The sequence below is a fragment of the Dysgonomonas sp. ZJ709 genome (assembly GCF_011039195.1).
Lineage (GTDB): Bacteria > Bacteroidota > Bacteroidia > Bacteroidales > Dysgonomonadaceae > Dysgonomonas.
On the sequence record NZ_JAAKEM010000007.1, the window covers coordinates 50,338 to 63,950 of the forward strand.

At 36.2% G+C, this 13,613-nt stretch carries 8 protein-coding genes and 1 pseudogene; 4 read left to right on the forward strand and 5 right to left on the reverse strand.

Going from position 1 to position 13,613, the window contains the following annotated elements; all coding sequences use genetic code 11:
• The first annotated feature begins 331 nt into the window (after positions 1-331).
• The gene (locus G7Y56_RS07000) at positions 332-1,840 is read left to right on the forward strand and encodes a catalase (RefSeq protein WP_165042212.1); all 1,509 of its coding nucleotides are present in this window, start codon (positions 332-334) and stop codon (positions 1,838-1,840) included.
• Positions 1,841-1,957: 117 nt separating this feature from the next.
• Here G7Y56_RS07000 and G7Y56_RS07005 read toward each other — a convergent pair whose 3' ends face one another.
• The 5 genes from G7Y56_RS07005 to G7Y56_RS07025 form a co-directional block, all read right to left on the reverse strand.
• The gene (locus G7Y56_RS07005) at positions 1,958-2,338 is read right to left on the reverse strand and encodes a BACON domain-containing protein (RefSeq protein ID WP_165042214.1); all 381 of its coding nucleotides are present in this window, start codon (positions 2,336-2,338) and stop codon (positions 1,958-1,960) included.
• Positions 2,335-3,708: a C10 family peptidase gene (locus G7Y56_RS07010; protein WP_165042216.1), complete on the reverse strand. Its 1,374-nt coding sequence runs from the start codon at positions 3,706-3,708 to the stop codon at positions 2,335-2,337. The genes G7Y56_RS07005 and G7Y56_RS07010 overlap by 4 nt, the downstream gene beginning before the upstream one ends.
• A gap of 449 nt (positions 3,709-4,157) precedes the next feature.
• The gene (locus G7Y56_RS07015) at positions 4,158-4,988 is read right to left on the reverse strand and encodes a sugar phosphate isomerase/epimerase (protein ID WP_165042218.1); all 831 of its coding nucleotides are present in this window, start codon (positions 4,986-4,988) and stop codon (positions 4,158-4,160) included.
• Between the two features lie 80 nt (positions 4,989-5,068).
• Entirely contained in the window at positions 5,069-6,547 is a 1,479-nt protein-coding gene (locus G7Y56_RS07020) for a Gfo/Idh/MocA family protein (RefSeq protein ID WP_165042220.1), read from the reverse strand.
• An 11-nt stretch (positions 6,548-6,558) separates the two neighbouring features.
• The gene (locus G7Y56_RS07025) at positions 6,559-7,347 is read right to left on the reverse strand and encodes a DUF1080 domain-containing protein (protein WP_165042223.1); all 789 of its coding nucleotides are present in this window, start codon (positions 7,345-7,347) and stop codon (positions 6,559-6,561) included.
• Positions 7,348-8,000: 653 nt separating this feature from the next.
• Here G7Y56_RS07025 and G7Y56_RS07030 point away from each other — a divergent pair.
• The 3 genes and pseudogenes from G7Y56_RS07030 to G7Y56_RS07040 all read left to right on the forward strand — a co-directional run bounded on the left by G7Y56_RS07030 (position 8,001) and on the right by G7Y56_RS07040 (position 13,593).
• On the forward strand, positions 8,001-9,293 hold the full coding sequence (locus tag G7Y56_RS07030) for a TolC family protein (RefSeq protein ID WP_165042225.1): 1,293 nt from the start codon (positions 8,001-8,003) through the stop codon (positions 9,291-9,293).
• A 4-nt stretch (positions 9,294-9,297) separates the two neighbouring features.
• A complete protein-coding gene (locus G7Y56_RS07035) occupies positions 9,298-10,392 on the forward strand; it encodes an efflux RND transporter periplasmic adaptor subunit (RefSeq protein ID WP_165042227.1) in 1,095 nt (364 codons plus the stop codon).
• Positions 10,393-10,488: 96 nt separating this feature from the next.
• Positions 10,489-13,593, forward strand: a pseudogene (locus G7Y56_RS07040) (efflux RND transporter permease subunit).
• The last annotated feature ends 20 nt before the right edge of the window (positions 13,594-13,613 follow it).

Sequence of the window (13,613 nt, forward strand, 5' to 3'; positions counted from 1 at the left end):
TAGATAACAATACAAAACACACTCTTGTTCATTAATTAGTTAGCTTAAACCTTTAATGAATATTCAAACATAAGATTACAATAAATTTATAATATGACTTAAAAAAGATAATGAAACAATCATTGTTATTCGTTTTTAAAGAAATAACTTTGTTAAAATAAGAACTATAAATACCTTAAACTATTTCTCGTTTTTTATGTTCTAATTATATATGTTAAGCCTTACTTTATCTTTAGATAAATGTAAGAGTAAGTATTCGACACAACATAATTATACAATCATCGAATATTTTCTTTAGATACTTCATTTATTAACTTAATTATATAAAGCTATGGAAAATGAAAAGAAAAAGATTATGACTAGCAACCAAGGTAGCCCTGTTGATAATGATCAAGCCTCTATTACTACCCAAAAACCAACTATGACATTGCTGTCAGACACTCACACGATTGAAAAACTGGCCCATTTCGATAGAGAACGTATCCCCGAAAGAGTGGTTCATGCCAAAGGCTCCGGAGCATTTGGATATTTTGAGGTAACTCATGACGTAACACAATATACTTGTGCAGATTTCCTATCCACTATTGGTAAAAAAACGGAGATGCTTGCCCGCTTCTCAACAGTAGGTGGCGAAAAAGGTTCTGCTGATACAGCACGCGACCCTCGTGGATTTGCTCTAAAATTTTATACGAATGAAGGTAATTATGACATGGTAGGTAATAACACCCCTACATTCTTCATTCGCGACGGTATTAAATTTCCCGATTTTATACATACACAAAAAAGGAATCCTCTTACCAATCTGAAAGATGCAGATGCTTTCTGGGATTTTCTATCACTTACGCCCGAAAGTATTCATCAGGTAACTATTCTTTTTTCCGACAGAGGAACTCCCGATGGATATAGACACATGCACGGATTTTCTAGCCATACCTATATGTGGTATAACGCCAATGGTGAGCATGTATGGTTTAAATGGCACTTTAAAACAGATCAAGGGATTAAAAATCTTACAGACGCACAAGCTACTGAATTAGGAGGCACTGATCCCGATTATGCTACCCGCGATTTGCATAATAGCATTGCTAAAGGAGATTATCCTTCGTGGTCGGCCTATGTACAAATAATGACACCCGAGCAAGCAGATAATTTTAGATTTGACGCATTCGATATTACTAAAGTGTGGCCACAAAAAGAATATCCACTTATTCCGGTAGGTAAATTCGTATTAAATAGAAATCCTGATGACTTTTTTGCTCAGATAGAACAAGCTGCTTTTACGCCGGGCAATTTTGTTCCGGGTATAGCGTCGTCCCCTGATAAGATGCTTCAGATACGCTTATTTAGCTATCCGGACACACATAGACACCGATTGGGTACAAATTTCCATCAGATACCTGTAAATGCACCTAAATGTCCTATGCACAATTATCAGCGTGACGGCGCGATGAATATGGGTATCGAAAATCCTGCGCCTAACTATTATCCCAATTCGTTTGACGGTGCACAGCCTGATGCAAAGTTTACTCCTCCATCGATTGACGTACAAGGAATGGCTGCTCGTCACGAATATATATTAGGAGACATAGACTTTATACAAGCAGGCGATTTATATGGTCGGGTATTATCTGACTACGATAAGACTAATTTGATAAATAATATTGTAGGGCATATAAAAAATGCACAATCACGTATTCAATACCGCCAAACAGCTTTATTCTACAAAGCTCATCCTGAGTATGGAACACGCATTGCCAATGGGCTAGGAATCGATATAGAGAGGGTAAAACAACTAGCTAGCTTGTCGCAGGAAGAACGAATAAAAGCAACTGCAAACTAATATATTCGTATTTAGTAAAAGAACACTTATAAATAACGGAGCTTATTAGTGGCAAATTAAAAAGGAAGCTGTAAAGAGCTTCCTTTTTTTTAAATAATTAAATTAATAAGACATCAATTATTCTTGTATTAATATTAAACTATCAAAGTAGTTCCCAGCTCTGAGAGTCAAAGTAAACTCCCGTTTCATATTTGTAGTATTTTCTTCAACATTAATTTTAAAAGAAGTATTCGTTACTTTTGTAACTGTGTACCAGTCTCCATTTATTACAACATCATTTTCATCGTATTGAATTTCACTATTATCAGTCTTAATAGAACTAAACCACCACCAATTACCTCCGGTGGTAATCGTTTCAACACTTTCATTTTTGTTAATTTTGATCTCATTAGTTGATAACTTTATTGAATCCGTAGTAGGCCCATCAATATTATCATTACTAGAGCAAGAGTATAAGAGAATACCCCAGATACTTATAACTAAATACTTTATCATCATTTTATACCTATTATTATTTTTTGGTCAGAATTAAATTGTGAGCCGCCATCCGGATATACATACCAGCCATTTGAACTACCTCCCCAACCGAAATTAACATGATAAATCTTTGAATGCATAAAATTATTGCCCATAATCATTTGCCATGGGTTATCTAATATTACGTTTCCGGTTTGTTTGTCAAAAGCCTTCAATTGCCCATAATAATTAACAATAAAATCTTGATAGCCATCAATAACCCAGGCATGGCCTTCTCCAGATTCAGTTCCCCGATAGTATATCGGACGATTGTTTTTAATCTCTTCCTCAACCATTCTATATGTATCATAATCGTTATGGGATGCCCCGACTATTGTTCCAGAATATCCCATGCTTTTCAAAGCACTAAGCACATTATCAATATTAGAGCTACTTCCCCCACATTTATATTGGATTTTCACTTTAGAGCCCATATCCTTCATTAAACGTCTTACTTCATTTATTAGTTGAGTATTTGGGTCTAAATAGCTAATTGTGGGTTTACTTTTTAATAAAGTCCAGTTATATGTATTAGGTTTTTGATGATGTGTCATAATCTGGGACATTGCAGTAACAGTACAACCCGTGTATGGATTGATGTTACTTCCATTACAATTTATTAATGGGAGTGACCCATTATATGGAGAATTTTGGTCCCACTCTACTTTTAGAATAACCCCGCTATCAAATATTTTTCTGTACTCAATTTGCGTATCATAAGCATAACAAGTAAACGTAGGTGATTCATTCCAAATAGTCGTACCTAGTTTTAGCCACCCTTCCTTCATAGGAGTTTGTTTATCAGCCATCTTTGTGCTTTTCCAATCAGCACGTATAAGGACAGAATCCGTTGCATTTTCGAATTGAATCAGCTTTTGACATATATATTCATTTAAATGTACATTGTACCATTCTGCAAGTGCTTTATTGTAAATTGTATCAGATAAGCTACCAATATTTGAAAGTGACAATACAACAGGAATTCGAATATCCCCAGACACTATTGCGTAGCCGTTATTATTATCTGAGTCTTCGAGAAAAAAGTTATACAGAGGTATTTCATGAAGTGCCTTAGTGGATTTTAAAGACGAATTCGTATTACCTTCTAATCTATAATATTTTTTCTTAATTCCTCTTATTTTAATATTATTAGAGTTCGATTTTAGTGAATTACTTCTTGCATCAATAAATGATAGCAATACTGACTGGGCCTCACTTTCATTTAACTCAAAACTTGTTTGATTTTCTTCCAGCCCTAATAGCTCCTTTTCATTCGCCAAGTCAGAAATTGATTCGTTATTACATGAAAAAACTAAAATAAGTAAAAATGTTATGACTGCAATCTTCTTCATAATATAAAAGTTTAAGTTTTTAAATTATTGGCAAAAAATACAAATTATTTTAATTATAATCAAATTTATACAAAAATATTTATTTATACAATATTGTTCATATATATAACCATTAAATGGAATTAGGGCTTACCGACATTTTTCGCAGAAATATCGGTGAACCTCAGTCTAAGTAACAGCAAAAACATAGATTCAGTCTGCATTCTTTCAGTCGCGCCAATTTCTCGGCAACAACTACTCTAGATTGAAGCCACGATGACTATTTGATGCTAATTGTTATTCATTGCTATCAGAAAAAGGGATCAAAATCCGCTTTTGATCCCTTTTTCAAAGTATATTGAGTTCTATTTCCATAATATCGGCAATAGATCCGCTATCACGAACAAAGGCAGTATCACAAAACAATTTGATCTTCTTAGTTTTAGGTGTTGATGAGAATATTTTCTATTTTAAAAATTCTGATTATAGAACTCCAAACTTTTCAAAATATCATCAAGTTGTGAGTCCCCAAAATTTTCATATTCAACCGATATCAGTCCATCAAAATTCTGCTTCTTTAATTCACCCAAAACTTCTTTTACCGGTAATATACCTGTTCCCCATGTTGTGTCTTCCAACTGCTCATTCAGGTCTTTTAAATGTACAACTTTTATCCGGCCGGCAAATCGCTCTAAGGTTTTCACCGGATCGTTTCCTGTACGTTTCCAATGCCCAATGTCGGCACAGACACCCATAATCGGATCGCGACCTTTCAATGCTTCAAATAACACATTGGGGTCAGCATATAAAGATGGGGCGGGATGATTATGTATCGCTACTTCAATCTTATATTTCAATGCTAATTGCTCAACAAAATTGAGATGCTCCAACTTTGGCTCACATGTCACAGTGTGAATACCCATATCTTTAGAAAAAGCGAAAAAACGTTCCCATTCTTCCGTTGTTTCATAAAATGCAACACCAAAGCTGTAAAGAGTAATATCGCGTTTAGCAAACTCTTCTTTCAATTGCTTTTTTGTTGTTTCATCTATATCAAAATTCAGATAAGCTGTATCGACAAAATTTTTGCCCAGTGATTGGAAAAAATAGGCTTCTGAATAATGCAGCCCCAGTTGCTGTGTTTTATCCAATGCTTCCATCAATGGAAATTTATGGAATGAATAAGTCTGAATACCAAGCTTCCATTTAGGGGGTATTGACTCCAAATCTTTTTTCTGATGCTGGCATGCTACAATAGAAACCGCAAACAATAGTAAAATAATTATCTTAAAATATTTCATATTTTTCCAATATTAAGAATTTACAAAAAGAAAGAGCCGAAAATAGAAAAGTGTTTCTCGGCTCTTCAACTAACTACCGTTTAAGGCATGGATGGCAACGACCATCCTTCTCTATATGTATGTTTTATATACTCGGCTGCTGCCGTTTGTGCGTTGAAGGTTGTGAATTTTACATCGGAGTTTGGATGACCATCGATTATTTCAAATTCATTTTTAGAAATTATCTTTAATTCTTCACTTGGCGAGATATTAGTAAATGTCATATTTGGCCCATCCCATCTTAATACTTTATTTAATCCTTGAAGACGAATAGCCAAGACTCCTAAGAGTACCATTTCGTTGAATGGTCCTGCATAAGCAAAGTTGGCACTTGTCTCCACTCTATTCTCCGGCGATTCTTTACAAGCCCTGATCCAGTCCTGCTCATGAAAGCCATCAAAATAGCCGGTAGCATTAGGTACACGCCTTAGTGTTTGTGGTACATTCGGAGTTCTACCCGATAATAAACGAGGATTGAAACCACCGCAATCACATAATAATGTGTCTTTAGATCCGACAAATAGGCAACCACCTAAACCATCGCGCATCAGATCAATTCCATCCGGTAATAAGTCGGGACGATTAGGTAATAAACCACCATCATACCAGTGAACGGCAACTTCAGGCAGTGCAACCTTTGCTAAATTATCGCGTGCAGGAAAACGGAATTCAACTTTTTCTGATTGAGGAGGTGATTCAACATTTATTAAAGAAGAACTTCCTTGTACTCTGTCAGGGTAGCCTAATTTTAATGCCTGATATACAGGGTCGAGCACATGGCATGCCATATCACCAAATGCCCCTGTTCCAAAATCCCACCATCCTCGCCAGTTCCATGGTGTATATACAGGATTGTATGGACGAAATGGTGCAGGACCTATAAATAAATCCCAATCGAGATGGCTCGGTACTTTAACAGTTTCTCTAGGTCGTTCCAACCCTTGAGGCCAAAGAGGGCGGTTAGTCCATGCATGAACTTCCTTCACCTCTCCTATTTCTCCATTCCATATCCATTCGCATACCTGACGAACTCCGTCTCCCGAATTCCCCTGATGCCCCATCTGTGTTGCAACTTTATGTTTTGCAGCGAGACGTGTAAGCAATCGGCTTTCGTATACAGAATGAGTTAATGGCTTTTGGCAATATACGTGTTTATCCATCGTTAAGGCTGTAGCAGCAATAGTAGCATGTGTGTGGTCGGGAGTCGAGATCATGATACCATCAATATCTTTACCCAGCTCGTCGAACATAAGACGCCAATCTTTATATCGCTTGGCTTTGGGAAAATCATTAAAACAATTTGCTGCATATTTCCAATCCACATCGCACAAACCTATAATATTCTCAGTATTCATACCAACTAAGTTGGGGTGTCCTTTCCCTCCGATACCAATACCGACTATATTCAGTTTATCGCTAGGCGCTTTATAGCCCAATCCGCTAATAACTTTTGATGGAAATATGGAAAGACCAGCAACAGCCAGAGCCGATTTCTTGATAAAATCTCTTCTTGATTTCATGGTTATATTATTTAAAGTTCTTTAATCATTATATTTCTATACCAAACCTTGGTTCCATGATTCTGCAAAGAGATATGCCCCTCATCATATTTGCCGTAGTCGGGAAAATCCGACCATTTACCACTGTTGCGTAAAGCTGTCCACTCATCCGAATACTTTGTATATTTCACGACAACAACACCATTTAGTATCTGTGTAACATCATTACCATCTACTACCAGCATCAATTGATTCCATTCGCCAAGCGGCTTATATGGCTTCTCCATTGGTGCATACATAGCATAGTTGGCACCATTGATTTGCGAATCTTCCAAAGGATCGGGCCAATCCTGATGATCTATTACCTGAAATTCAGGCCCCGTTTCATACGCAAATGTATATTTGGGATCTTCTTTTACTTGGAAAAGTACGCCACTATTTGCTCCTTTAGTTAGTTTGTATTCAACCGACAGTGCAATTTTTTTATATTCCTTATCCGTAATAAGATCTTGTTCTTCATTGCCACCAACGCTTTTCATAGTGAGACAATTATCTTCTACAGCCCAACAGTCGGGCACTCCCTGCTGATTGTAGCCATGCCATCCATTACTCGTTTTTCCATCAAAAAGCATTCGCCAGCCTTTAGACTTCTCAACTTCGGATAGTGAATTTGGTTCTGATGAGCGATCTATCTCACCATATAATGTCAAAGGATCTGTGACGATGTCTTGCCCTGATGCTCCTTGTTTTGTCTTATTATTACAAGCAAAAAACTGTAATACAATTAGTGAGGATATCAAAATATAAGATATGTTTTTCATAATACATTCATTTAATTATCAATATTATTATATTCCAAACTTGTTTTAAACCACGAAGTCGTCTTGACTTTTCAAAAGATTTTCTTTTTGTTTGTTTTTACTCTCTTTGTCATGCTGAACGATAGTGAAGCATCTCCTAACCGAGATCCTTAGTTCCTCAGGATGACAAAATAATACGAAAAACAAAAAGTCAAGACGACTTCCTCCTCTAACAAATATAAATCTAAATAGTACAATATGTAATATCAATTCTAGTAAAGTTTCTTTCTTTCCAGATTTACCAATTATATTGTAATTTTAGGTATTAGTTAGGTAGTAACAAATTTACATAATAGCAATGACGAAAAAATAGATAAATCTTGCACAAACAATGGATTATTATTGCTAATTCAATTTATATTGAAAACCCGTATTTAGATAGGGCAAGTTAAGCATAGATTTAACAAATAATGGAGTATTATACTTTTATATTTCATTATCGAAAGAATGGACAATAATTCCATAATTCTTATTCTATAATTGTATTCATATATATATTCCAAAAGTATTAATATAAACTCTTCAAATATTTCTAATCTATTTCTAATTCAGTTCTAAAATGTCTGTAATCTATACAAGATACATTTGCAATAGAAAAATATTGATCTCGAAGAATGAAAAAACATCTATTACTATTTGTAAGCTTTTTTATCCTCACTAATTTATTGGCACAAGAAAGGCAAATATTGAAGTTGGCTCCTGAACAAATCGAAGCTTTGTTTCTAGAAAATAATTTACAGCTAATAGCCGAACATCTGAATATTAGTATTGCAGACGCAGAAATTGCACAAGCCAAATTGTGGAACAACCCTTCTATCGAAATTGGGCAGATCAACTTATGGAGTACAGATACTCAACGTGAAGGTGAAAAAGAAGCTATACCTCCCATATTCAGATCATTTGCAAGAAATACTCAATTCACCATAGAACTTAGCCAGTTGATACAAACAGCTGGTAAACGTGGAAAATTAGTAAATAAAGAAAAAGTATCGAAAGAAATAGCCATTCAGGAATTTGAGGATGTATTGCGAGGACTAAAAGTCGAATTGCGAAAATCGATCAATGAAATAATATATCTACAATCTTACCAAAAGGTTTTAAAATCTCAGGGTGAATCATTCTCTCAACTAATTGAAGGATATAAAAATCAAGTAGCACAAGGTAATATTGCGAAAAGTGAATTACTAAGATTACAATCTTCTCTTCTGGAAATAGAGAATGAATATAATGATTTACAAATAGAAATAAATGAGCAGGAAAAATCGCTTAAAACCTTATTAAATATCGAACCGATTTTAATTATAGAGATACAAGACGTTCGTATTAATGCTAAAAATCCGGATGAAGTATCATTAGCTAACCTATTGGAGCAAGCTTCTGAGTTTCGTCCAGATGTAACTAGACAACGATTGCAAACTAAGTATTACGAAAAATCGCTGGCCTACGAAAAAGCCCAGCGAATTCCAGATCTGACAGTTAATGCAAACTATGATCGATATGGTGGTGTATGGAAAGATTTCGTTGGATTCGGAGTTAGTTTCGACTTGCCCTTTTTCAATCGTAATCAAGGCAATATCAAAGCTGCAAAAATTAGTAGAGATCAAAGTCAATATTTAGCTCAACAGCAGCAAAACATGGCTCAACACGAAGTGGTAGAAGCATATAGTAATTATACGATGGCATATAAATTTTATAATAAAATAAATGATAACAACTTGCTTTCCGATATTGATAGCATGCTTGAAATTTACACAAAGAATTTATTGAATAGAAATGTGAGTATGCTCGAATATATCGACTTTATGGATACCTATAAAGCAAATAAAGAAACCATTCTTACAGCACGAAAGAAAGTCAGTACACTTTTCGAAGAACTTCAATATACAGTAGGTACAGAAATAAAATAAAATCATGATAAAAAGACACATTACATCAACATTAATTATATCGGCTATCTTATTTGCGACATCTTGCTCTGGAAATACAGATAAAGAAAACACGAATAATTCGTTAGACATCAATAAGGCATTTTTAAGAAATGTAAAAACAACGACGGCGACATTAAGTGATCAGCTTGAGGAACTAACACTCACCGGAAAAGTCGAATATGACCCCGACAATATGATTAATTATGTGCCTCTTATCAATGGAGTTGTTGAGCGTTCGTATTTTGCGTTAGGTGACAAAGTGCAGAAAGGACAAACGTTGATTGACATTAGAAGTATCGAACTAAGTTCTTTACAAGCTGAATTAGTAACCTTAGAATCAGAAGTAAAAATAGCTCAACGAGAGTTGAAAACAGCACAGGCTATGTTTGAAGACAATATGCTATCCGAAAAAGAACTGATGGAGTCGCAAGGGAAGGTCGATCAAGCACAAGCAGCTCTCAATCGTGTTCGGACAGATATGTCATTTTGGGGATCGAACAAGAGCAATGGCTCATTTTCGATAAAAGCCCCGATATCTGGATACATTATCAATAAAAATGCGTCATCAGGCACCCCCGTCTCACCCGACAGTGATCCTCTTTTCGCTATTGCCGACCTAAGTACTGTATGGATAACGGTAAATGTATATGCAAGTAATCTATTATTTGTCAAAGAAGGAATGGATGTGAAAATAACTTCCCTCTCCTATCCCGGAGAAGTTTTTACAGGCAAGATTAATACTCTGTCACAAGTATTTGATCCCGAAGAAAAAGTATTGAAAGCCAGAATAGTCATGCCTAACAAAGATTTGAAACTCAAACCCGAAATGTCGGTTCTTGTCCGATTGGAGAACAAGACCAATAATCGGTTAGTAGCCATTCCATCCGATGCACTAATTTTTGATGCTAATCGCTATTTCGTTGTTGTTGAAGAATCTGCCGACAATTTCAAAATTAAAGAAGTTGCCGTTCAAGGACACAATAAGGATACTAGTTATATAGCATCCGGATTACTAGAAGGAGAATATATCGTAATCAAGAACCAACTCCTTATCTATTCGGGACTTAAAGAAAATTAATTTCGCCAATAGCCTGTCTAAAGCCAAAACCAGCAACCTAAACTAAGTTTCTCTTCATTAGAAACTGGATTTGTTACATTAAAGATCTATTAATCAATGCATAAGTTTGTAGAAAATATTATAGCCTTTGCGCTACGTAATCATATACTTGTTCTTTTTCTTACAGGACTAATGTTTGTTGTAGGAATAGTCTGCTACATCCATACCCCTATCGAGGCTTATCCTGATGTAACAAATACGCGTGTACGGATTATAACGCAGTGGCCGGGAAGAAGCGCTGAGTAAATCGAAAAATTCGTTACATTACCCATTATGAGAGAGATGAACACCATACCTCGTAAAAGTGATGTACGATCAACTTCTTTATTTGGGTTATCAGTTGTTACCGTAATTTTCGAAGATGATGTGGATGACTTTTTTGCTCAGCAATATGCATCTAACCGTATGCAAGATCTCGGTCTACCCGATGGTGCCGACCCTTCCATCGAGCCTCCTTCGGGAGCAACCGGCGAGATATACCGCTATGTATTGAAGAGTGACTTACCAATTAGAGAGATTGCAGCTATAAATGAATGGGTAATAGAACGCGAACTACTATCTGTACCGGGCGTGGCCAGTATAAATAGTTTTGGAGGCGAAGAAAAAATATTTGAAATAAAAGTCGATCCTACCGAGCTAAATAACTACAACTTATCTCCGCTAGAGGTATATGAAGCAGTATCGAATAGTAATATTAATGTCGGAGGAGACATTATTCAAAAAGGTAGCCAAGCCTTTGTAGTAAGGGGCATTGGACTACTTGAAAGTATAGAGGATATAGAAAATATTCTCATAGAAGTAAAAGGCGGTACACCTATTCGGGTAAAACAAGTCGCATCTGTCAGCATCTCATCCAAACCGAGATTAGGACAAGTTGGTCTTGGCGATCAGGACGATGTTGTACAAGGTATCGTTGTTATGCTACGAGGACAAAACCCAAGTGAAGTAATCAATCACCTAAAAGATAAAATAACCGAATTAAATGAACGGATTTTACCCGAGAACGTAAAAATAGAACCGTTCTTAGATCGCACAACGTTGGTGGATTCTACAGTGCATACAGTAATCAAAAATTTGCTGGAAGGAATCATTTTGGTTTCCATTGTAGTCTTCATATTCTTATTCAACTGGCGGACAACAGTTATTGTTGCGTCTGTGATTCCACTTTCGTTTCTTTTTGCGATAATTATGCTGAGAATACAAGGTTTACCTGCCAATCTTATTTCGATGGGTGCTTTAGATTTCGGGCTTCTGCTCGAAGGCACATTGGTGATTGTCGAAATAGTATTTGTTGCGATGGAAAAACGATCGCTCCAACTTGGCGAACGCTTCACTAAAACATCTAAAAGCGGGCTTATCAAAAAGAGTGCGGGAAGTGTAGCTTCACATATATTCTTTGCTCAAATCATTCTGGTAGTGGCAATGATACCAATTTTCTCTTTCGAGAAAGTGGAAGGTAAAATGTTCTCACCACTCGCATTTACTTTAGGGTATGCACTATTAGGATCTCTTATATTATCACTGACTTATGTACCGGTAGCATGCAAGATATTGTTGAAGAAACCGGTAGTAAGTAAAACTAATTTTATCAGCCGATTCTTCATCGGCACATTATATAAAATATATGAGTTTGCGTCTCGTTACCGCAAAGGTGCTATTATATCGTTCAGTGTATTATTGATCGTTTGCATCGTTCGTTTCTGCTTCTGGGGTACTGAATTTATACCAAGTATGAATGAAGGAGCAATTTATATTCGGGCAACATTGCCCAATAGTATAAATCTTGACGAATCGGTTGAAGTAACCAAACAGATGAAGTCTAAACTCCGAAATTTCGATGAAGTAGAATTTGTATTAAGTCAAACAGGAAGACCGAATGATGGAACAGACCCTACCGGCTTTTTCAATATAGAATTTCATGCCCAGCTTAAGCCGGAGAAAGAGTGGAAACGAAAAGTCAAAAAAGATCAGTTGATACTGCAAATGCAAGATTCTCTCGATATATATCCCGGTGTAATATTTGGTTTCAGTCAGCCCATCCAAGATAATGTAGAAGAATATGTTGCAGGAGTAAAAAGTGCACTTGTAATCAAAATATTCGGAGACGATCTCTTACAATTGGAAGACCTCGCAGATCAAACTGCGGCAATAATAAAAGATGTGAACGGTGTAGAAGATGTTAATGTGTTTAGAAGTATTGGTTTGCCCGAATTGCAAATAAAGTTAGATGAAGCACGCATGGCTCGTTATGCAGTATCAATGGCTGATGCTCAGGCTGTAGTCGAAATGGCCATAGGAGGAAAAGCTGCAACAAAATTCTATGAAGGAGAGCGCACCTTCGATATACAAGTACGTTTTCAGAAAGAACATCGGGATAATGAAGATAAAATAGGAAACATACTCATTCCTACAATGGACGGGAAATATGTTCCGTTAAAAGAAATAGCCGATATTACGTTTATAACCGGTCCCACATTTGTGTATCGCGACGGTAGCAGCCGCTATATCGGTGTCGGATTCAGTATTCGCGATCGCGATTTAGGATCGACAATAGCAGAAGCCCAGCAAAAAGTAAATCAGAATATACAACTCAAAACTGAAAACAAAATGGTATGGGCAGGTGAGTTCGAAAGTCAACAACGGGCAACAAACCGCCTGATGCTTATCGTTCCCGCAGTATTGCTACTAATATTATTCTTATTGTACCTCAATTTTGGAACAGTAAAAGATACCCTGATTGCTGCAAGTGCTATGCCTTACGCTTTAATAGGAGGATTTATTTCGCTATGGATAACGGGGACAATCTTTGGAATATCGGCCGGAATAGGATTTATTATTTTATTTGGTATAACGGCAATAGATAGCATTCTGCTGATAGCTTTGATGAAAAACAAAATGCAACAAACCCGTAATCTGCGCGTGGCAATTGACAGTGCTGTAAAAAGTCGGATAAGACCTGTATTAATGATCGCTTTGATGGGATCGATGGGATTGCTTCCTGCTGCCTTATCGAGTGGAATGGGATCGGAAATCCAAAAACCATTGGCAATAATGATCGTTGGGGGAATTATTACATGTATGATATTATCATTTACTGTTTTACCACAAGTATTCTATTTTGCATATCGCCGAGATAAGAGATTGAAAAGAGATCAGGATTGATAAATAATCCTTATTTTTAT

Coding starts and splice junctions, on each gene's coding strand:
- G7Y56_RS07000 (WP_165042212.1), top strand. CDS start 332: ATGGAAAATGAAAAGAAAAAGATTATGACTAGCAACCAAGGTAGCCCT.
- G7Y56_RS07005 (WP_165042214.1), bottom strand. CDS start 2,338: ATGATGATAAAGTATTTAGTTATAAGTATCTGGGGTATTCTCTTATAC.
- G7Y56_RS07010 (WP_165042216.1), bottom strand. CDS start 3,708: ATGAAGAAGATTGCAGTCATAACATTTTTACTTATTTTAGTTTTTTCA.
- G7Y56_RS07015 (WP_165042218.1), bottom strand. CDS start 4,988: ATGAAATATTTTAAGATAATTATTTTACTATTGTTTGCGGTTTCTATT.
- G7Y56_RS07020 (WP_165042220.1), bottom strand. CDS start 6,547: ATGAAATCAAGAAGAGATTTTATCAAGAAATCGGCTCTGGCTGTTGCT.
- G7Y56_RS07025 (WP_165042223.1), bottom strand. CDS start 7,347: ATGAAAAACATATCTTATATTTTGATATCCTCACTAATTGTATTACAG.
- G7Y56_RS07030 (WP_165042225.1), top strand. CDS start 8,001: ATGAAAAAACATCTATTACTATTTGTAAGCTTTTTTATCCTCACTAAT.
- G7Y56_RS07035 (WP_165042227.1), top strand. CDS start 9,298: ATGATAAAAAGACACATTACATCAACATTAATTATATCGGCTATCTTA.